The 21,160-nt window shown below is 52.0% G+C and carries 19 protein-coding genes and 2 pseudogenes; 10 read left to right on the plus strand and 11 right to left on the minus strand.

What is annotated here, in order from left to right:
• Positions 1–393: 393 nt before the first annotated feature.
• A complete protein-coding gene (locus tag TK06_RS16950; protein WP_063325169.1) occupies positions 394–726 on the plus strand; it encodes a hypothetical protein in 333 nt (110 codons plus the stop codon).
• A gap of 272 nt (positions 727–998) precedes the next feature.
• A complete protein-coding gene (locus TK06_RS16955) occupies positions 999–1,817 on the plus strand; it encodes a DUF2971 domain-containing protein (RefSeq protein ID WP_063323004.1) in 819 nt (272 codons plus the stop codon).
• A gap of 1,334 nt (positions 1,818–3,151) precedes the next feature.
• On the opposite strand, the gene TK06_RS16960 is transcribed toward TK06_RS16955, so the two are convergent.
• Together TK06_RS16960 and TK06_RS16965 are read right to left on the minus strand one after the other, a co-directional pair.
• Positions 3,152–3,943: a hypothetical protein gene (locus TK06_RS16960; RefSeq protein ID WP_063323005.1), complete on the minus strand. Its 792-nt coding sequence runs from the start codon at positions 3,941–3,943 to the stop codon at positions 3,152–3,154.
• Entirely contained in the window at positions 3,936–4,313 is a 378-nt protein-coding gene (locus TK06_RS16965; RefSeq protein ID WP_063323006.1) for a hypothetical protein, read from the minus strand. Before TK06_RS16965 ends, TK06_RS16960 begins: the two co-directional genes overlap by 8 nt.
• Before the next feature lie 481 nt (positions 4,314–4,794).
• Here TK06_RS16965 and TK06_RS16970 point away from each other — a divergent pair, with 481 nt between their 5' ends.
• Both TK06_RS16970 and TK06_RS16975 read left to right on the plus strand, forming a co-directional pair.
• Positions 4,795–5,433, plus strand: coding sequence for a DNA adenine methylase (locus TK06_RS16970; protein WP_232246177.1), 639 nt, complete (start codon positions 4,795–4,797; stop codon positions 5,431–5,433).
• Positions 5,433–6,203 carry a hypothetical protein gene (locus TK06_RS16975; RefSeq protein ID WP_063323008.1) on the plus strand — a complete coding sequence of 257 codons (771 nt, stop codon included), beginning with the start codon at positions 5,433–5,435 and terminating at the stop codon, positions 6,201–6,203. Before TK06_RS16970 ends, TK06_RS16975 begins: the two co-directional genes overlap by 1 nt.
• Here the strand turns inward: TK06_RS16975 and TK06_RS16980 are convergent.
• From TK06_RS16980 to TK06_RS16995, 4 genes are all read right to left on the minus strand, one after another.
• Complete coding sequence (locus TK06_RS16980; RefSeq protein ID WP_063323009.1) at positions 6,200–6,883, minus strand: hypothetical protein; 684 nt, start codon at positions 6,881–6,883, stop codon at positions 6,200–6,202. The genes TK06_RS16975 and TK06_RS16980 overlap by 4 nt on opposite strands.
• Positions 6,861–7,466, minus strand: a complete 606-nt coding sequence (locus TK06_RS16985; RefSeq protein ID WP_063323010.1) for a 7-cyano-7-deazaguanine synthase — start codon at positions 7,464–7,466, stop codon at positions 6,861–6,863. The genes TK06_RS16980 and TK06_RS16985 overlap by 23 nt, the downstream gene beginning before the upstream one ends.
• Complete coding sequence (locus TK06_RS16990) at positions 7,463–8,554, minus strand: PfkB family carbohydrate kinase (RefSeq protein WP_238992548.1); 1,092 nt, start codon at positions 8,552–8,554, stop codon at positions 7,463–7,465. Before TK06_RS16990 ends, TK06_RS16985 begins: the two co-directional genes overlap by 4 nt.
• Before the next feature lie 122 nt (positions 8,555–8,676).
• On the minus strand, positions 8,677–9,018 hold the full coding sequence (locus tag TK06_RS16995; RefSeq protein ID WP_232246175.1) for a hypothetical protein: 342 nt from the start codon (positions 9,016–9,018) through the stop codon (positions 8,677–8,679).
• A gap of 230 nt (positions 9,019–9,248) precedes the next feature.
• On the opposite strand from TK06_RS16995, the gene TK06_RS17000 reads away from it, so the two are divergent.
• Positions 9,249–11,126 carry an AAA family ATPase gene (locus TK06_RS17000; RefSeq protein ID WP_063323012.1) on the plus strand — a complete coding sequence of 626 codons (1,878 nt, stop codon included), beginning with the start codon at positions 9,249–9,251 and terminating at the stop codon, positions 11,124–11,126.
• A 165-nt stretch (positions 11,127–11,291) separates the two neighbouring features.
• Here TK06_RS17000 and TK06_RS17005 read toward each other — a convergent pair whose 3' ends face one another.
• Positions 11,292–11,900 carry a hypothetical protein gene (locus TK06_RS17005; RefSeq protein ID WP_063323013.1) on the minus strand — a complete coding sequence of 203 codons (609 nt, stop codon included), beginning with the start codon at positions 11,898–11,900 and terminating at the stop codon, positions 11,292–11,294.
• 356 nt (positions 11,901–12,256) lie between these two features.
• Between TK06_RS17005 and TK06_RS17010 the strand changes: the two genes are divergently transcribed.
• From TK06_RS17010 to TK06_RS17020, 4 genes and pseudogenes are all read left to right on the plus strand, one after another.
• Complete coding sequence (locus TK06_RS17010) at positions 12,257–12,445, plus strand: hypothetical protein (RefSeq protein WP_063323014.1); 189 nt, start codon at positions 12,257–12,259, stop codon at positions 12,443–12,445.
• A gap of 6 nt (positions 12,446–12,451) precedes the next feature.
• Positions 12,452–12,801 (plus strand): annotated as a pseudogene (locus tag TK06_RS33055) (hypothetical protein).
• A gap of 48 nt (positions 12,802–12,849) precedes the next feature.
• Positions 12,850–14,433, plus strand: coding sequence for an SIR2 family protein (locus TK06_RS17015; protein ID WP_086936671.1), 1,584 nt, complete (start codon positions 12,850–12,852; stop codon positions 14,431–14,433).
• A gap of 15 nt (positions 14,434–14,448) precedes the next feature.
• On the plus strand, positions 14,449–15,462 hold the full coding sequence (locus TK06_RS17020) for a hypothetical protein (RefSeq protein WP_063323016.1): 1,014 nt from the start codon (positions 14,449–14,451) through the stop codon (positions 15,460–15,462).
• Between the two features lie 723 nt (positions 15,463–16,185).
• Here the strand turns inward: TK06_RS17020 and TK06_RS17025 are convergent.
• The 3 genes from TK06_RS17025 to TK06_RS17035 are packed head-to-tail and all read right to left on the minus strand — an operon-like array spanning position 16,186 to position 20,426.
• Positions 16,186–17,919, minus strand: a complete 1,734-nt coding sequence (locus TK06_RS17025) for a LeoA/HP0731 family dynamin-like GTPase (RefSeq protein WP_063323017.1) — start codon at positions 17,917–17,919, stop codon at positions 16,186–16,188.
• A complete protein-coding gene (locus TK06_RS17030; protein ID WP_063323018.1) occupies positions 17,891–19,630 on the minus strand; it encodes a hypothetical protein in 1,740 nt (579 codons plus the stop codon). The genes TK06_RS17025 and TK06_RS17030 overlap by 29 nt, the downstream gene beginning before the upstream one ends.
• Before the next feature lies 1 nt (position 19,631).
• Positions 19,632–20,426 carry a hypothetical protein gene (locus tag TK06_RS17035; protein WP_063323019.1) on the minus strand — a complete coding sequence of 265 codons (795 nt, stop codon included), beginning with the start codon at positions 20,424–20,426 and terminating at the stop codon, positions 19,632–19,634.
• 141 nt (positions 20,427–20,567) lie between these two features.
• Here TK06_RS17035 and TK06_RS31890 point away from each other — a divergent pair.
• A pseudogene (locus tag TK06_RS31890) lies at positions 20,568–20,714 on the plus strand (WYL domain-containing protein); the annotation flags it as partial.
• Between the two features lie 58 nt (positions 20,715–20,772).
• Here TK06_RS31890 and TK06_RS17040 read toward each other — a convergent pair.
• The gene (locus TK06_RS17040) at positions 20,773–21,141 is read right to left on the minus strand and encodes a RidA family protein (protein ID WP_063323020.1); all 369 of its coding nucleotides are present in this window, start codon (positions 21,139–21,141) and stop codon (positions 20,773–20,775) included.
• Positions 21,142–21,160 lie beyond the last annotated feature (19 nt).

Raw genomic sequence — 21,160 nt, forward strand, 5'->3', positions numbered from 1 at the left:
TGGCGGACCGTACGGGGGTCAGAAACCGGCGTCCGAGGGAACCGGCCAGGCCGAAGCCTGCCCCGCACGGACCGCCATAGAAAAGCAGCAGCTAAGCCTATGTAAGCACTTAATAGCTGGCTATGGCGCTATGCGCCTCGAACAATTCAGGTTCTGACACCCGGCCACGGGATTGACCGTGACGGGACAAAGCGTAAATGTGAAGCAGTGACAACACAAGCATGCAGTATCAATAAGCTATACATCGAATGAAGCTGCCAGCCAGATGATGACGCTCGACGGTGACTGGTGGCCCTCCACCGCTTCAGGTCTGACCTAGCGACGAATAATGCAGAGTCCGACCACGCGGATAGAATCGGCATGGTTGTACATAACGCCCTTCTGAGAAATGTTATGAATACAGAATTGACGGAAGAAGAGATGCGCCGGGCGCTATTCGGTGATTCTCAGTCCCCTGCGCCAGCATTTAACACACACGTGCAAGACACCGTCTCGGATGTCGTAATGGTACAACCGGTAAACGCAGCGAAGAAAAAGAAAGTCTCAAAAGGCTTCACGCCCAGGCTGAGAGTCACGTTGCGGGTGGGAAATGAATTTGAAGGCAAAATGCACGAGATGGTACATGAGGCCGATACGCTGAGCTCAATAGTTGCGGAGCAAGAAGCTACAAAGACGGCCAGAAAAAAATTCAGGTTTGTGGAAGTTGTATCGGTCAAGTCGATGTAAGCGGCCCCTCTAATTTGGCACTAAATCGCTTTCTGTTATCGCGGGTCACCCGACCGACCAGTTCGTGTCGATTGAGGCCTTAAACCTCAGTTACGCTAATCATATCGCAGGCTGGATTTAACACTGACGCTCCATCCAAAGTCTCGATACTTAACTGACCGCCAGCTCCCCGCCGCCGAGGGTAGCGACGGGCAGAAACCGGCCAGCAACGGACAGTGGACATGCTGATGGCGAAATAGTAGCGTCAGGTTTTTATCCAGGAAGTTAAACCCATGTCATTGCCGCTGCACCTCTACAAATACGAGCGTTTTACCGCACAGTCGCTTCAGAACCTGAAGGACCAAATAATCTATTTCGGTTCCCCGCTCGCTTTCAATGACCCTTACGACTGCGCGCTTTCACCGCGCATCAAGGAGCCAACTGACGCCGATGTTGAGAAATTGCGAAGCCATTACTTAGCGAAGCCCGAAACCGAAAATGGGATTCGGCGAGAGTTCGAGAAGGCATCTCCTGCTGTGCTTCGGAATATGCTCCTTCGCACAGGTCAAAAAACCTTAGATGACATGATCAAAAGGTTTCTGTCACAACGTGGGGTCAGCTGCTTTTCAGAGAAGAAGGACAACTTGTTGATGTGGTCCCACTACGGGGATCATTGCAAAGGGTTCTGCCTGCAGTTTTCAACCTTGGCCGATCCATTTCACAAGATTAAGAAGGTCCGCTACACACAAGACATGCCTATTCTCGACATCGTTCCGATCCTGTGCGGTGAAGACTCCGATCCTGTGTCCGATCTATATTGTACCAAAGCGATTGATTGGGCTTACGAGCACGAGTGGCGTGCTATTCATAGCCAAGCCGGCACGGCCTATCGGTATCCTTCCGAAGCACTTACCGGCATCTACTTCGGCCCAGACATGTCCCTCACTGCGATTGAGATCATCGCGTTAGTTCTCGCAGGACAAAATGAACACGTCCAGCTCTGGCAAGGTTCTCGTAGCAAGTCTAACTTCTCGGTTGAATTTCAGCCCATGAAATACATGTCACATCTGGAAGCAAAGCGGCTAGGACTGTTGGGGACAGCAGGTACTTAATCGGCCACTCAAATTGCACCTTCGAACCACGATATCTCCTGCCCGCCCAACACAGCAGTCTTCTTTCGCCAGAAGCAGTCCTTAAATCTCGGGGTGCTAGCGGCTTGACAGCGAAATTTCGCAGTGGACGAGTACATACCTGACCCCATTTTCCCTCACACCACTATAGTCCTTTTAACTAATATGACTTTCCGTGAACATCAGGTGGGCCTGCCGATACTCATGTCAGGAGGCCTTGATCTGGTTGTCTCAGACCGTGCACGATTTCACATGGACTCATAGGTATCACCGACGACATGATGGCCTCCGCATTGACCGGGCCAGAGGTGGCGGAGCAATATGCGGCTATCGCCGCGGGATGAATGGTCGTGGCTTACAGCGTCTCCTTAGATCGGCGCCTATTGTCGCTGACCCGCCGGCGCCACGGACTAACCACCCCCCAGCTGACTACCGCCTGCGCAATGCCGCTGTATGCCTCATGGAATGGTGAATGGGTAGAAGGGCGCCAGGGCTTGCAATGGCGCTGGATCATGCTGATCAAGGCCACCAGCGAATGCGAGGCCGGAGGTCGGCGCCCACCGCGCCCGAGGCGATGCTCGAATGACTCTGGGCGTGCTGTGCTACCTGCAACGTCGCACCAATGGGCGTAAATCAACAAACTGGTCTATCTTTAGATAACAAGTATATGCTGCCAAAGCTAATTCAATTTGTCACATAGCTAAAATTAAGCGTCTTATGTCCATTGAAAGCATTCATCAGAACCAATAAGCTGATCCTGCAACAACCAAAATAAATATTAACATCAAGGAGAAATGTTATGACTCTTAAACCAGGCCCAAAGCCAATTGCTAAGTCAACCGGTGAACTTGATCAGCGTCGCCGTGATAACAAAGACACGCCGGGAAACAAACCCGACTTAAAACCTAGCAAGTCCTCAAAAAAATAGGTTGTCGCTGACAGAAGCTACTTTAATGGTAGCTTTTGTCACTGGAGCTTGTAGGAGATGAATGCATAGCCTGTAATTTCGCCTTAGCTGACAATCATTACCCGCTCTATGAGCGCTATAACAAAATATCGAATATCATCATTGCTGCATAACCCGAGAGTTAAAATAACCGGGTTTTCTTAAGTATCCTCCAGGCTCGCTGCGGACAATTTTTTCAACTCTACCGGTGACTAAATTACCCCTGATTCGCAAAGAAACTGAGAGACCGCTTTTGGCCGATTCCTGCAGGTCATGATTGGCCGAAATCGACCCTTTGCAGCCGGTCGCGGCGTCTACGAAACCAAGGGCGATTCACTTCAACACAGTAGGTCGATTCACTCGTGCACTATCACGGTTTAGTGAAATCAATTGCCAGGCGATCCAGCTCACACTCGGCTAGGTGAAGAAGGTGCCCCAAGGAAACTAGTCGTGCTTCAGCTGACCCAGCCCCCGTAGCCAAGCCCTCCTTCAACCGTGTCGTTTCATAGAGTCTGTGGGAGATACTCCGCCAAGCCTCGCTTAACTGGGAATAGATCTGAACCTCAATGCAGAGCCCAGATTTGAAGTGAACGTTGCTGTGGTATGCAAAGTAGCCGCTAGCCAGCTTCGCCTCCATATCAACTTCGACTCGATCGATTTCGGCGAGGTGCTTCTCAATGTCGGGCGCATCAACAATGTCGACCCAGTTTTCAAGCCGCTCAGCAAAGAGCCTTGCGTGCCCCAATGTTGGTGCGACGACCGAAGTTCGCACAAGGTCCGTAATTTCGCTCCCCAAATTGGAGAGGCTAGCGTAATTCGCGGAACGCTTGAGATTCTTTCGCCACAGTTTTTCAAGTATTGAATCGGAACTCTTGAAGAGAAGGTCAAATCCCTTGTTGTTCGGCTGCGGGGAAAACTGTGCAGTCGGCACGCTAAACTGACCCTGACTGATGCCTTTGAATCTGACCTTGCACTCCTTCTCCGTAAAAACCTTTATCTGTGTAAGCAATTGGCTAAGCGCTGCTAAGCTTGAAAGCGAAGAGTTCTTCAACTCTAATCTAACGGCGTCAAGCCTAGCGACGATATCTGCATCTTCTGGTACGGATTTATTGTGCCAAGAGACATATAAATCTTTGGCGAAAGCTTGAGGAAATTCAGGCATAATCGCTGTCCGCCTCATTAAGGCAGTAGCTCTTTGCTACATCTTCCGCGACTCCCTTGACTTCCAAGCTGCAATAGCTCTGCATGAAAGCTCGGTAGACCTTAAGTGCTAAGTGCTTGCTCTCATCAAATCCGCTCTCGGTTGTATAGAACTGAGTAATGCCCGTTATTACCATAATTTCTTGACCTACCCAGCGTGAGCCACAGTTCTCTTCAAACCAGAACTGTTGTGAGCTTAGCTCCTTCGCTAGTTCCTCTGAACTCTTGCTTGCGTATTCGGCAAGTATTTCGCGCCAACGACTCAATGCCGCGCTGTAGTAAAGAAGAATATTTTTGTCCCCTTGGATGAGTAGCTCTGTCGTGTAGTGCATAGTCTTAGTAATTTTCCTCTCTCGTTGCCGGGTGACAAGGAAGGGTGGTATGTGGCCTAACTATAATTAGACGACACAGATGACGTAATATTTTCCGCCGTTTTCTCATGATAACGGTCCTCGTTCATGCATAACTCCCTAATTGGTTTGAGTGGCGCGCAAGACACGTGACAAGAGTCGAAGGGTAAAAGCGACATGAATTTTGAGCACGTTACCTACGTATCACCTTCATGTCCATGGTCTGCTTTTGGCCGACTGCTGCCGGTCATGAGCGAAAAACATCAGCCTTTTCGGTGATGAATTGGGACTGCTATTCCCCTGCGCCGCAACGGCTAATGGTTTGTCGAGCTGCTAGAGCACTTCAAGCGTTCGTGCCGCTCCCACGGTTCTCTGGTCGGTAGGCTCCATTGACATCATCGTCACTTTTGACGATGATGTGTGCATGAGATATCCAGGCGGGAAAGGCAAGTGCTACCAGCGCTTGATCAACTTGATGCCTCCGCATCAGACCTACATCGAGACTCACTTGGGGGCGGGCGCTGTCCTGCGCCACAAAAAGTCTGCCGCTCGAAACATCGGCGTGGACGTAGATCCCGCTGTTCACGAAGCTTGGACTGATCACCAGGTTGAGAGCCTTGAGCTCATCCAGGGCGATGCTTTGAGCTACCTGAGCAGCTTTTCATTCGACGGTAGCGAACTGATCTACGCTGACCCTCCGTACGTGACGGAGACTCGCCGTCGCGCCAAAATTTACCGTTTCGAGTATGACGTGGGCCAGCACGAGCAGCTGCTCTCAACACTTAATAGTGTCCCTTGCAAGGTGATGATTTCAGGTTACGACAGCGTCCTCTACAACGACACACTTCAAGGATGGAGAAAGGTGACGTTTATGGCGAAGACGCACACGGATGTCAGGGAAGAGTGCGTTTGGATGAACTACGCTGCCCCCAAAGAGCTTCACGACACTCGTTTCTTAGGTGACACGTTTCGTGAGCGGCAGACCATTGCCAGGCGCCAGTCCCGTCTACGAGATCGAGTTATAGCGATGGATCCGGTAGAGCGTAGTGATTTCCTCCACTGGATCACGCAGACCTATGGCTTTGTTCAGGAGGCCCGGTAATGCAGAACGGTGTTGTATTCGTAGACGCCAAGATCTACAGCCGCGATTTCCCTGACGCTATGAGCGAAGTGCTCCCCGGTGTTTCATGGGGCTTGATCGAAGCATTCCCGACTCCGGCGTACTGGGCCTATCAGGTGTGGGCAAACGAGCAAGAGCTCGAGCCGCTCAACTATAAGCTTGGCGCCACCTTGGCTGAAGAAGTCGGAGCGTGCCTGCTGGGTGGCCATGGTATCCAGGCGAACGTCGGACTGGCGGCCTTCGCTCACCTGAGAAACCTCGGGGCTTTTGACGCTGAGGTGCCCAGTGAGGAACAACTGCAAGAGTGGTTGAGCACCCCACTGAAAATCGGCAGCCGCTCAGTGCGCTACCGCTTCGCCAAACAGAAGGCGCGTTACCTTCATTCGGCGCTTGCAGCTTTGGTCTTAGGGAATGTTCCTCTCCATTCTGGCCGGGCACTTCGGGACTGGCTGCTGGAGCTGCCGGGCATTGGCTACAAGACTGCTTCGTGGATTGCTCGCAACTGGCTTGATGCAGATGATGTCGCCATCCTGGATATCCACATCCTGCGTGCAGGGGCGTTGGCTGGCTTCTTCTCCCCCGGCCTCACCGTGGAGCGCCACTACCTGAAGCTCGAAGCTGAGTTTCTTGCACTGAGCAAAGCGATCGACGTTCGACCTTCCAAGCTCGACGCGCTGATGTGGTACCAGATGATGTCTTCGCCTACCGTCGTCCACGGACTGCTGAGCCAGGTTGGTTTGAAAGCCGCCTAGTGCTGGGGCTTTTGCCGGCCAACGAGTGCAACACCAACCCCAGTGAGCACACCTGCAGGTGCTAGTCGGCCAGCCCAAGGTTCACCCGTAATCCCCAACGGGCAAAACGAGTAGTCCAAGGCATCAGCAATCACGGCCATGACCGCCAAGAGTGCTCCAGCGTCTCGCCAGATCAGGCTTTCACCGTACTGGTATTTGGCACGAGTTTTACCGGGCTCGGCCACTAGGAGCAACCGTGTTGCCTGTTCTGTGGGCAGAGCGTCATGGCACTGCTCTATCAATCCTGCAAAGGCCTCCACTGATCCTGATATCTCGACAAGACCGTGCCGGCGACTATCGTAGCGGAGCCAGTTCGAGGCGCCTGGAAGGTGAATCAGGATATGGATAGGGTGGATGGCGCCGGCAGATGGCGCCGGTCGCAACTCTAGGTCGAAGCCATAATCCGATTCGGCAATGGCCTGCGTTCGTGCACAGCGCCATAGCAACTGGCCTAGTTGGCCTTTGCTCAAAGCATTGAACGTTCGCCTGGTGCGTCTATGGTCGAGTAGATTGAGGATACCTTTGTCACAGACATCCTCAATTTCGGGCAGGGCATGGAATGTTCCATCAGGCCAGGTGAAGGGCTGATAGTAGCCAGGTTCAGCTCTTACTGTCGGGCTACCGAGCTTGATCCATTCCATGTTCGATCTCGTGCCAGACCTCGAAGTATTTGTTGCAGCCTCTGCAGTTGCCGCACGGCACGCTCGATTTGTGGCAGCTGTGAGCCCAGGCCAGGATAGAGGAGGGCACGCCTGCAGTTTTTACCAACTCGGTGGTGCTTAAATCGATCGCAGGCGCCTCAACGGTCATCTCACCCTCCTGCATGACCATCAGTTGGTTGATGGCAGCGATGAACTCCGGAGTGCCATCGCGGTGGGAACCATCGGATTTCACGGTACCCAAGTAGAGCTTGTTTACGCCGAGGCTGATGGCTCTCATAGCCGCCAGGGTTACGAGCATCTGGTTCCGGTATGGCCACCAGTCACTGGCAGGTGCATGGGCATCAGCCTTGCCTCCGGCCATGTCACCGGAACCGACCGATCGGCAGTCGATGGAAATGACGTGGTGCTCAATCTGGAGTTGCTCGCAGATTGCCTTCGAGGCGCAGATCTCAGCCTGAGCGGCGAGTTGCCCATAGTTCAGCGTGATGCCAATTTCAGGGCGCAGCCACCAGGCCACCGCGAGTGAATCCATACCGCCTGATAAAAGAAGGGCGCGCCTCATAGTTCAGCTGCCTTCCATGCGGTTTGGTAAATGGCGGTGACGAAGTCCTTGGTCAGCGTGCAGCCGGAGCCGGCCATCATCTTCTGATCCTCTTCCGACTCATTCTCCACGTACATTATGACGGGCTTCTTGAGTGCGCGCGCGTAGCCGATCTCATAGATCGTTCCGGCGTCGAGGCCATCCCCGATCGCGAGCATTAGGTCGCAGTCGTGGATCGCATCGAGATCCTTCTGCACGACTTCATCCGCAGGCCCGTGGCCAACGTCATGTACAGGGGAAAATACTTTCAATCCCATTTCCAAAAGCCGGACGCGGGCTTCCTCGATGAGCCAAAGCTGTGCCAGCGAGAAGAAGGGGCCGGCGAGGTAGACCAGAGGAGGTCGCCCTGTCCTGGATTTCTTTGGCAGGCTGGCGGCAGCAGGGTGATAGGTCTCCAGTTCCGTTTTGGAGGCAAAGCCCTTTGTCTCGCAGTAGTACGCCGTGGCACGTGAGGCCTGCATGGCGGCCTTGAGTGGCGTAAGTCCCTCTTCGAGCCAAAAGTGCGCGAAGCTGGCGACGAACACATCACCTGAACCGATCTTCCACACCTGCGACGTCACAAAGGAGGGAATGTGGTGCGATTGGCCGCCATGAAACAGCAGGGCACCGGCAGGGCCCATCTTGATGATGACGATCTCAGCATTCTGAGACGTCGATAGTGCCCGCGCCAAATCGGCTGCGCTCAACTCGTCATTGCCATGCAGCGCTTCGGCTTCACTTCTGTTCAGGACAAGCGCAAGTCGCTCGGCCTTGGAGCCATTCTCATGAAAGGGGGCTGGGTGCCGGGAGCTCTGTGGGTCGTAAACAGCATTGCGGGCATCTACGACGCAGTCACCTTCGAGCAGTCCGAAGCGAACCACATTTTCGGCAGTGATTTGAAGAATCGTCGAAGATGTTTCTGGTAGTGGCTGGATCGACGGCTTGGCAAGACCATGGGTATACCGGAAGTGCAGGCTCTGATCGATGGAATAGCTTGAAACAGAGAAACCTTCAAGCACTGCTCTCTGGCGTAGAATGGCCTCCGCCGTAAGATCAGTGTAGGTGTCCAACGCGACGTGCCCGCCAAGGCGCGCTATAGCTGTAGCTGCTCGCCCTCCAGAGCCAAAAAGCTCTTGCCAGGTGGGGCACATGCACTGCTCGTAATACACACCGCCAGTTAGTCTGATCAAAATCATTCCTCCTTGATCGGCGAGATTTTGATCGAGATCTGAGCGCCCGTTTTTGCCGTAACTATTGCGGAATAGTTCGTACCGCTTTGGAGGCAGGCGATCAGCCGAATAACCTTGGGAGATGCAATGCCGCCGGCAATATGCCTGTTCCAAAATGCGCAGGCGACTACGTTGCCGTCGATTTCACCGAGGCCAATTCCAAGTGTATCCCCGACTTCGATCTCGCTCACGACCTCGGGCTTTGGAGAAGCAAGCTGGGTCTGCAGGTACAACGTATCGCAGGCGGTCTCCGTTGGAGCACCGGCTGTATAATCTCTAAAAAGCCTTCCGTCAGTACCTGACATTACGTTCCCCATCTTCCCTATGTGAACCGACGCAACAGCGGCCCAGCGTCAAATCAAAGCCAGTTGACAGCGGTCAGCTTGATGCTAGAGTGCCAGCACTCTACCCCTGTTGTATCCTATTTGCCAATAGCCCGCGTCTCAGCGGAAGAGCACTATTCGCAGGGGGCAAACCGGCCAGACTACGCTCTGGCTATGCTCCGATTCGTGCCAACACAAGGTCGTGTGCGCTGATGTCGAAAATCCTAGATTTTGAGATAAAAAACTACAAAGGGATTGTTAACACACGAATTGAGCTGGCAGGACGACTGGACAACCCAGTCGTGACACTCATTGGACTGAATGAAAGTGGCAAAACCACGATATTGGAAGCCATCTCGCAATTTGTGAGCAGCGACCGTTCTGTTTCAAGGCTTTACTTCTTTAGCCCAGAAAATAAAGATCAGTTCACCTTCATCCCTGCCAGCAAGAAAGGTGCATTTACTGGCACCGTATCGATTGCTGCGACTGTTGAGCTTGAAGTGCATGATGTGGAGTCGATCAAGGCGCTGGTGAGTCGTGCGGGGCTGGATGTGGACGCCGAGGCGCTAGCGAGACCATTCAAGATCGCACGGGAGTTTAGCTTCGAAAATAGTATGCCGAAGTCAAGGATTGCTAGCCTTGGGTTCGACTTTCGCGTCAGGCCCCAGGGGGAAGGTGAGTTTGAGGTTTATGCCCAGCCGGATGATGAAAACGAAAATCTGTGGAAACGTACGGCTGATTTGATCGAGGCTTCGATACCCAAGGTTGCGTATTTTCCGACGTTTTTGATCAATGTGCCTGAGCAAATCTCGCTCGCATCCGATGGTTATGAGGGTTACGAGAAGAGGCATTATCGGGAGATTGTCGAGCGCATAATCAAATTCGCTGGCTTCGATGTTGACCGGGATGTGAACAGACCAATCGAGTCGTTTCGGGCCGCTAACGGTGCTGACTGGTATGAGAAGTTCCAGCGTAGCGCAGCAAAGGGCAAGATTGATAATGTCTTCCAGCAGGTCTCCAACGCGCTTTCCGCTGAAGTGATTGGCGGTTGGCGGCGCGTTCTTTCGCGCAATGCCACAGCAAAACGGGTTGACCTCAAGTGGATAGTCGGCAGCGCTGATGACCCCAATGCGGTCGTGTCGTTTGTCGTGAGTAACCGCGATACGACTTATAAGATCGCCGAGCGATCGATCGGCTTCAGATGGTTCTTTACATTCTTGCTGCTCACGGGATTCAAACTTGAGCGTGAAAACCAGCATAAAATCTACGTCTTTGACGAGCCTGCTGCAAACCTGCACTCCCGCGCTCAGGCAGAGCTGCTGGGTTACTTCGAGAAGATGGCGGCCAGCGGCGATAAGATCATCTACTCAACCCATAGTCACCATATGGTGAACCCGAAGTGGCTTTCCGGGGCTTACATTATCGAGAATCGCCCTGCAGGTCAGGGTGATGATGAAGACTACGATCTCGACTTCACGCCTGCTGAAGTGAACGCTATCAAGTACAAGCAATACCTGAACACCTTCCCAACTCGTACCCACTATTTCCAGCCAGTGATTGACCGACTGCAGTACGTCGTACCTGAAGTCGTGGGGACTTCACCATGTGTGATCTTGGAAGGGATCTCTGACTATTACGCGCTCAAAGCAGCAGCATTACGGACTGGAGGCAAGCTTGGGTTCAATCTTATTCCGGGTGTCGGTTCAAGCGCGTCAGGTAATCTGATCAACTTACTCATGGGGCGAGGCGAAAAATTCATTGTTCTGCTAGATGACGACAAGGAAGGACGAAAAGCCCGAGATCGCTTCCGGAAGGAATGGATCCTCCCGGATCAAATGGTGATCACCCTGGCAGATATCGATGCCTCATTCGAAGGGATGGCGCTGGAAATGCTCTTGGGGAAAGACAGCATGGAGGTAGCTCAGAACAGCTTGGGATTGAGCTCCCTACCTACCAAGGCTCAATACGGCCTGATCTTGGCTGAGTACCTCTACAAAGCAGATACTTCTATTGAAATTTTCTCGGGCCAAGGCCTGCAGAACCTTCACTCTGTACTTACATCTCTTGGGAAGCGCATTGCTGCGCTGTAATGCGAGAGCATTTCGCCGGGGAGCTAAGCCGACTTCCTCGCGGCAATAATTTGGCGCAGGTGCCTGGTTTTGCATGGCCCGTCGATTTCTGAGATGGGGTAGAACCCGCCGGAGATCTGAGCTTGGTAGTTCGCTTCATAGCCTCCACAACGTCGGCATACGCATCTAAATTAGGGCGGCCTGCTGCAGCTCTTCAGCAGCTCTATGGACGGCCTGAGAGTTGTGCGCGAAGGCAGTCGCACAGCGAAGCCTGTCGACGTAACCGTCACGTCCGTTAGCAAGCAGGTTAGCCATTACGTGGCTCTGCTCCATTGCGGCTCTGATTCTCAAGAATGGTTCAACCATCTCAGGCCGTGGCAGATCCACAGGGTTAATACCCCGCAAAGCAAGTACCTGCGACTCGACAGTTGTAAGGATCTCCTCGTTCGTCTCCTTAACCTGTTGCTGTAGATCGTTGAAGCTCTGGAACAGCAAACTGCTCACCGCAGCTGCGCGCGCAGCAACGCCAACAACTAGATGAGAAACCACCCGGTCCTTACTTTGGCGCTCCCGCGCTTGTTGCCGCCCTTGCTCATTAGCAATCAGAACCGCAGCGAAAACTGCTGCAATAGACCCAACCGCTTGCACCCAGCCGGGGCTATCTTTATCGAGCACACCGAAATGCACAAATACCCCGACTAGCAACCAGAGCGTCGGTATTCCGAGCATCAAAAGCCACAACCACCACACGGTGAAGACCCCCATCTCGCGAGGAATCGATTGCCACTTACTCACTGCAAGCTCCTGTCTATGTTCCAGCCCAAGAGGATGCCCCACCTTCGCTCAACTCGTCCACGAGTGCTGCACTCACAGTGTTCGATTAAGTTCGACTGCTGACGCGACGCGTGCCAAAGGAGCAAATGCATTCGGCAGCTCCAGATGTCACAACAGATGGTTCGGTAAGATGGAGCTGGTTTCGAATACCCCCACCTGGCGGTTCACTACCATCCAAGAAGGGCCATAACGGGCCGATTACTGACGTCGCTATCGGCCAGAAGGGGACGTTGCGAGCGCATCAAATAAATCTGTCCCCTTTTCGAACTGCGGAAGCCGTTTCCACAAAGTCGTCAGCTATCGCGCTGTGGGAATTGATGCTGCGCGATGACGTTGCGCTTCTTGCAATGCCTGGTGCGCATCACAAAGCGTTACTCCAGCAGGCTTATGCGCTATACGAAAGCCACATTATTGATGCAGACGACCTAAGCGATCTGTTGGAATTGGCAGATGCCGCGCTGGCGTTCGCAGTCGAAGCGTTGCTTGATATTAAAATTGGTGAGTAACACGCCATGCACGTACAGGTCACACCAATGCGCAAACACGGTGTCGCGCTCGATCCCAAAGAGCGACGTCGGTATCCAGCTATACGGGGCAATGTAATGGTCAACTCAACCGTGTGTCCGCAGCTGGGTCGAGCTGCAAACATTGCTCGCGTTGAGGTAGGCATGCCCCTCGACCCGATTCACTACCGCCTCTACTGGATGCCACGCTCGCCGGGATGGCCTTCACCGGCTTTGTATTGAGCGGAATCGAATACATCGACGGCTGTGCATATGCGCAATCTTGGTGGTGTCGCCAAGGTGAAACGTTACACAACCATCGGATTCCTGTTAGGACAATGATAGCCAATAGCCTCTAGTGCTAGACTCGAAAAATAAGATTTTCCGCAGCCACAAGGGAGTTGGTCATGGCGTCACATATTACTCTAAGCTTAACCCGTCTATTGGCGCAAAACGGTGGTGCTCCGTTCTTATTCGTGGGATCAGGCTTTTCACGACGATATATAGGACTTGAACAGTGGGATGAACTTCTTAAACGATTCTGTGATGGAATTCAGGAGTTCGGGTATTACTCTTCTCAAAACAATCAAGATCTCGCGAAAGCTGCAAGTGCAATAGCGAAAGACTTTAATGAAATATGGTGGAAATCTGAAAAATACTCAGAATCCAGAAAAAACAACTCTGACAGCATCACAAGTGTTTCTTCAGCCTTAAAGCATGAAATGGCAAGTTACCTCGCCAACATAAGCCACAACAAAATATCAGCAGACGGACTTAGTGACGAGCTGGAAGCACTTTCTCGCCTCAACGTAGATGGGATAATAACAACAAATTGGGATTTATTTATAGAAGAGCTATTTCCGGATTATAAAGTCTTCATAGGACAGGAGGAGCTTTTATTCTCCAACCCGCAATCAATAGGTGAAGTTTACAAAATTCATGGTTGCGCGAGTCAGCCTAACAGCCTAGTGCTAACGAATGAAGACTACGAAATCTTTGAGGAAAAGAACCCATACCTAGCAGCAAAACTCATCACTATATTTATTGAGCACCCGGTAATATTTATCGGGTATTCGATAAGCGATAGAAACATCCAAAAAATCATTGAGTCAATTGTAAATTGTCTTGGCCAAGACAAACTTGACTTGTTCGGCAGAAATCTAATCTTCCTCCAAAGAACAAAACAAGATGAGGAGCCAAGCTTTCAATCTGCATTAATGTCAATCGGCGAAACTCGACTCAACATAACAGTAATACGAACTTCAAACTACCTTGATGTATACGAAGCCATTGAAAGCACCAAGAGAAAAATTCCTGCTCGAATTTTAAGATACTGCAAAGAACAAATGTACGACTTGGTAAAATCCAACGATCCGGAAACAAAGCTCGCTGTTCTCGACATAGATCAAATAGACAATAAAGATGATGTTGAGTTTGTCGTAGGCGTTGGCGTAGCCAAAAGCCATGAAGGCATTTCAAAACAAGGCTACAAAGGCATAACGATTGACGATATATTTTCAGATATCATCTCAGTAAAAAGCCAATACGACCCTGCAGAACTGCTCAGAGAGGTTTATCCACCTCTATTAAAAAGACCAAACAAATACATTCCGGGCTTTCGGTACCTTCATGCACTTGGTATTACTTCGCATGACGAACTTATGAAATCTGAGTTCTCGGAGGTTGAGGGAATAATCTTCAAGGCCAACAGAAAAGATTATCGAATAAATCAATACGGAAAACACTATGAGTCCAACTATAAGAATCTATCCACTCGAGAAATCATTGCAGAGACCACTGCAGAAAAGGCGACTTTAATAATTCCTTTTCAAGATGATGGTGATATCGACATTGCAGCCGTAAAAGAGCTATTAGAAAACAATAAAAACAATCTCAAAACCGAGCACTCCTCCTACTCCACATACTTCCGCAAGCTTGCTTGCCTGGTAGATAGGCTGGAATTTGGATTTAGCAAACCTACGCAATCTTAAAATAGAGATAATACAATGATCGCAGACTGGAACTGGTTCTTTAGCTCTTTATCTCAATCTGCCGCAGCTATAGTGGGTATCTTCGGCGCATTTATAATCACTAAGATATTCTCTAATCAAACAGCCTTCTCAGAAAAAACTGCCAAGCTAAACAACTATCTGATTGAAGCAAAAAAAATTGCTGACGACGCCAAAAGTTACAACATGGAATGGCACAACAAACATTATAACGATGGCGAATACCGGAAATTTCACGACTTCTTAGATGAACACTTTCCTGCAAACGAATCAATGGAAAAAATCACCAATCAAATACTGGAGGACTTTATTGATAAAAGCGATTTCTCTCGATACTCTGAAAAAGAGGAAATCAAAAAAGAGTTGATATATATCGCTTCAAAAGTATGTGAGACTAACGTGACAGCAAGGGAGGAGCAAGAAGCGTCTGACCGTGCAGACGAGATATTCAAAGACACCCCTATCTTTAAACTTCTCGGCGGTTCGGAAACTCTATCGGCAATGCGTAACTACAACGCCTTTGCAAACGGAAACAGCAGATCACTTTACTCAACATACGACCCTATTTATAAAACCAACTGGGATGAAGTCACCAAAGAGCGAGAAGGACTCGAACGAAGCTATCTTGTAGCAAAGCACCATGCAAGATTGGTTGCTGACTTACTCCAATCGACAGAGGGAAACCCTGAATCTCCTCGTCAACTCTCTACAGCTTTAGCGTTGGTGCTATGCATCTTTTTTATTGGAGTAATTTATCCACTGAGCTTCATGCCTGCTACACACGCCCCAGAAATCAGCTTTACTCTTGAAACAGTGCTACTTCACATTTTATCTTTCAAAGGGGCATTACTGAGCGTCATTAGCACAGCATTCACTGTCATTGTACTTATCTTTTATAGAACTCACTCCGGAATGAAATACCCTCCCAAAAAGCTTGATGAACTGACTAAATTGAAAAACGCAAAAAGCTACTGTACTTATTTCAAATACATCAAGGATGATGATTTTTGATTTATCCGGTGAAAGGGGGCAGATTTATTCTTCTGATAATAAATCTGCCTCTTTTCCTATCACTCGATTCCAAACTAAATTGTCAGCACGGTCACAGAGGGAAGCGCCGACTGAAGAAATGAATCGCCCCCAGTTTGTTAGGCGGGCTGAATGACCGCTCTTGGCCGGTTTCTGCCTGTTGCCACCTTCCGACTCGGATCGAGTGCTGCCCGTTGTCCCGCCTGCTGCGAGAAGATCACTGCTTATCATGGATCGAAGCAAGGTTTTCAGATCGAATACAGGCGGGGGTCAACGGAGTGCTATCCCATGAGGTATTCCATTTGGTATTCCAATCAAAATACAAAACTAATATTAACTATAATAATCAATAAGATAAATTACCGTTTCAGATTACCCCGGCCAACAAAAAAAGACGTCCACGGACGTCTTTTTTTGTGCCTGAAATCCAGTGAAATCAAGGGTTTTAGAGCTACTGGGCTGGCTACTCGGCGTTGGTGCCGGCAGTGGCCATAGTATTTTTTGCGCGGGTTCCTTGGGGGAATGAGCGCGGGTTCAGGCCGTGAAGATGTACGCCAGATACCGTTAGGCCGCTTTGCGGCCCTTCGCGGGCAAACCTGCCCCTACAGGTACTGCGCAATCTTGTAGGAGCAGGTTTGCTCGCGAAGGTCTGCAGGGCAGCCCAATTTGGCTCAACCGACTGGCACTACTCCTTGCCGAGCTTCTTCATGCATTTGCCTCAAGCCGCGCAGGCGATAATGTCAGGGCATTCAGCTTGGCTTTCACGGTTTGCAGCTTGGCTTGGTTGGCACTGATAAAGCGCGAGCGCTCTTCCACCGTCTCGACAATCTTCTCAAACGCCTTGAGCTGCGGTGCGAAGAAGTCCAACAGCTTTTCGTCGTCAGCAATGATGTCGTAGATATCCTTGAAGGCGCTTTTGATCATCTCGGCAATCGACTCCTTGGCGCTCTTCAACTCCTGTTCCAGTTCATGCGCTTTATAGGCGTTGAGCAGGTCCGAGGTAAGTGTGATTGCAGCGCCTGCAGGGCCTGCCCACTTTGAAATGGCGCCGGCGATTTTGGTCGCTTGCCAAGGCTTGAATTTGATCGCCACGCCAGTCACTGCGCTGAGCGCATCGCGGGCTGCAAACACCGCCCCCTTGATGATGTCTGGGCTCAGGTTGGCAATGCCCTTGGCAGCCCCGCCCATCGACTTCAATGCACTGTCACCCATGGCATTGAGGAAGCTCTCGCTGGAGTTGAGCTGGCGGCCAATATCCTGAGAGATGCGGCTGGTTACTTTGGAAGACTGGTCGAAGGAGCGGTCAATTGCGCCCTTGATTTTCAGGTTCAACTTGAAGCCTACGCCATCTTCGGTGTAACCCAGCTCGTCCTCGAGGAATTCACGAATGTTTTCCAAGCCAAGCGGACGTAACTTGCCCAGCATGCCTTTCTCAAGGTTCTGAAGTTCTTCGAACAGCTCACCGGCCAGGCGTTTGACTTCACGACGACCCGATTCAATGTCTTGGGTGATACGTGCCGATTCTTCAGCATTCTGCTCGGCAAAAGCCTTGAGCCGCTCCAACTGTTCTTCGGCGCGCACCACATGCTGGCCGACGAGATCTCGCACTACATCCATGCCCGTCTTTGCAATCAGCACCGCAGGCACATTGTGCCGCAACACTTGCGTGGTCATGGCTTTGAGATCGTTGATGCGCGAGCGGCTTTCATAGTGCTCTGGCTTGCCAAACCAGAACGGCAGGCCGCGTCCATTCGGGTTGGAGGCCAGGCAGACGATATTCACCTTGGCCAGTTCATCCGGGCTCAGGTTGGCTGCACGCTGCAGTTTGCCTTTGAGGTTGTCCTTCTTGATCGTGGCCTGAGCATCGAACAGTACTTGCTCGGTGAGGTCAGTCACTTCGTCCATCTTGTTGATCACGAAAATGGTCGAGGACAGCTTGTTCAAGTCCCGCAGCACCCACTTGACGATGTCGTTGTGGCTTTCCTTGAGTGGGTTGGTAGCGTCCACGACATACAGAATCAGGTGCGCCTCGGAGATGTAGCGTTTGGTCAGGTCTTCATACATGACCTGCTCGCCGTCGACACTTTTTTCCTTGTCGCCGAACAGGCCGGGGGTGTCGACGATTTCGCACTTCTCCGGCAGCCCCTCTGGAGAATAAATTGCCAAGCGATCAGAGGACTCGTCCATGTTGATGTTCATGTCGGCCATGATCTTGCCCAGCCAAGCGGCAATAACGCTTGTCTTGCCGTCGGAGAAGGCACCCAGCAAGGCGATGCGCAGCACATCGGACTCAACGGCTTGTACTGCCGAGTCGATCTTGTGCAACTCGCTACCGACGTCGGCGCCCATCTCCCCCAACTCGTCGAGCACCGCACGCAGTTGCTCCAGCCCCTTGAGCGCTGCCTGCTTCTCAACGTTGAACTGATTGAATTGTTCCATACGGCATGTTCTCCAACTGCTCTTTAATAAGGGTCATCAGCGCGATCTGCTGTTCGATGACGTCCAGAGGGCGCTTGAGCGACTCCTCAAGCTGCTGCACGCGGGGCAATACGGTTTCGTCAATGTGCTTGCGAACAGGGGTAAACAGCGTTTTGCGTTCTTCCTTCAAGGCGTTACGGGCTTCGGTGCATGCGTCATCGATCTTCTCCTGAACTTGCCCCTGTGCTTTGCGAATGCGTTTTTCCTTGCTGGTAAAGATGCTCAACACACTCACAAAGATGCCCACTACAGCGCCAGCAACGGCGCCGATCAGGTTGCCGATCACCGGAAACGCGGTGCCGATGCCTGCCCCAGCCAATGCGTAGGAGCCTATGTTGAAGGCCATCCACCCGTAGTCACCCAGTTCGAAGCCAAGGTCCAAGTCAGGTGTTTTGTAGTTGATATTCAGGGATTCGGCGTCATAGAGAAGCTGCTCGAACTCTACCCGTGCAACGTCTTCCATCAGGCGCTGGACGGCTTGATGCAGGTCCTGCCCCAAATCATTTAGGTAGGCTTCGAACTGCTCCTGGAGTTTCTCCTTGAGCTCATTCTGCCCACGCTTGAAAGCACGATTGATCTGGCTGGAAATAACGTCGTTTTCACCGAAGTTCTTTTCGACGATATCGTCGGCATCTTCCTTGAGGTCGTTGAAAAGGCTATCCCAAAGATTCCGCCTTCCCGCAACGACCAACCGTTCGAATCGCTCCCGGGCCGCCTTGATCGCTTCGCGGCACTTCTCGAATTCCGGCTCAGTCCTGGTAACGAAGGCTTCATGGGTTGCGTGCAACGCTTGCAAGGTCGAAATGTTTTCAACCAGCAATTCGTACACCTTGGTCTTGTTGCTTTCGATCATGTCCTCTCGGAACGTCGCGAGCTTGGTATGCAGCACCTTGGCGACGGACTTGATCTGGCTGAATTCATACATCTCTTTCGACGAGGCGAAGTGCTTCTGATAATTGCGCTGCTGAATCACCAGGTCCTGGCTACGGGCGGGGTCGATTGTGGTACGCCCAGTTTGCGCATCGCTCGTCAACGACGAAAATGCCAGCAGGCCCTGCACGTAGTGGCCTGTCTGTAAAACTTTGCTGCCCAGTACCGAACGCAGTACGTCCTCGGTCTGTTGCAACGCGGCGGTGGAGTCGCCGTGCGCAATCAGTGACTCGCGGTCTTCCTCGAACTCGTAGGCGTCGGCATTGCCACGCACGTTGACCAAGGGGCACACCTGAGTCCCCAAACGTAGATAAGAACGAATTTTCTCTGCGGTGGCTTTCTCAGGCTTTTTATTGGTGCCGTTCACATAGAAAACGAGATGCGCCTTGGCAACGGCCTCGCGGACCATATGCGCATACTTGGCCTCGTCACCCTCAATACCAGGCACGTCGATCAACTGAAAGCGTTTGCCCTTGTAGTTCAGGGGGTAGAGCGTATTGCCCTTGGTGAAATCGGCTTCACCCGTGCCGATGATCGAGCCGTCTACACGATGTGCCTGGGCCTTCTTATGTTCATAAGCCAACAGATCGTCGTGCAGCCCTTTGAACTGCTGATTGAGCAGGCCATCCAGTGCAGGAGAGCGCGTCTCAATGCGTTGGAGAACCGGCGTGTCATCGGGGGAGACAGGCGAAGGGGTCGAGACGGCCTCATCGAACAACTCATCAAGTTCGTGCTGGGACATTTCAAGCTCCTGCCAACTTCAGTACCGCCACCGCAGCACCAGCGCCGATCAGCACTCCACCGATGGCGAACATCGACAGCCGGGCCTTGAGGCTCGATATCGCGTGCGCTCGCGCAATGTCCAGACGCTGTGAGGCTTCCTGTTGCTCCAGTGCCAGGCGAGCGCTGGACTCCTGTTCGGCGAGGGTGCGCTTGGCCTCCGCTTCTGCCTCAACTACCTGTTGGCGATGCGCGGCTTCCTGCTGCTGCAACTCTAGCCGTGCCTGAGTTTCTTGCTGGGCAAGCCGCACTCTAGCATCGGCTTCAGCTTGAACAATCGCATTTCGCTCCTGGGCTTCGCGCTGAACGATTTGCGTCAGCTGGGCTGTGCTTTGGCGAATGCTGACCACTTCACCCGTGTACTCGCTGTACAAGGCGTGCAAGCCTTCGCGCACATGCTCGAGGCGAGCGGTAAGGGCTTGCGAGAACTGCTCCAGGTCATCGGCATGCTGTTGCAGCAGTGCCTCGCGGGATTCTTCCTTGAACAGGATGCGCAGTGATTCGATGATCGTGCTCTTGCCAGCGTTGGTCTCACCGAAAAACGCCAGGGTGAACGTGTCCCACTCGGCGTGGGTTTTCAACTGTTCCAGTTCGCTGTCGAACCGCCCCCGAATGTCACGCAGTTTTTCGGTGATGTTACCTATTTCACGCTTGCCATCTTTGTGCTCGACGTTAAGCGCGAGAATGTCTTCCATGGCGCTGCCAATACTGTCCGAGACATCGGTATAGAGGCGGTTGAGATCTTCAGTGGCGTTCATTGCGCGTCCTTGTAATGAAGTAATGTCAGGCAGGATTTTGTTTGCCAATAAACGCAATCAACTGGAGCCCTGAACATGCGGGGTAGCCGAGGCTATGGTAAACGCTCAAGCATTAATGGCATATAGCCATAATGTTGATATGCCCTGCACATCGACGGGCTGGCACTGGCTTATGCGCATACCAGGGTGCTGGAAGTGCCTGATCGGCCGATTCGGCCCGAGGTGCTGTGCCCTTTGCTTAAGGCCTGCCGCGAAAGCCTGCGTCTGGAAACCGAATACGTATCAGTCACTTAGCGATTATCGCAAGTGCCTTTTTTGCGCCTAAAAGAAAGCCTCAGCCCCGCCTTCAACCCCCCGAAGCAAGTTTCACAGCCACAACCATAATCTCCACCAGCACCTCAGGCCGCGCCAGACGTGCCTGAACAGTGGCCCGTGCCGGAGCACTATCAGTTGGCAACCAGGCGTCCCACACCGAATTCATCAGCGCGAAATCACGATCAATGTCTTTGAGCCAGATCTGTGCGCTCACAAGCTGGCCCTTGTCGCTGCCCGCCAGCGACAACAAGGCTTCTATCTTGGCCAGCACCTGCTGCGTCTGCTCTTGGATGCCAACCTGCAGATCAGTGGGCACCTGGCCGGAGAGGTAAAGCAGGTCGCCGTGACTGACCACACCGGACATCCGCGCGCTGCTCTGAAAACGTTGAATCGTTGCCATCGGGTTTATTCCATGAATT

The sequence above is a fragment of the Pseudomonas fluorescens genome, from assembly GCF_001623525.1.
GTDB lineage: Bacteria > Pseudomonadota > Gammaproteobacteria > Pseudomonadales > Pseudomonadaceae > Aquipseudomonas > Aquipseudomonas fluorescens_Q.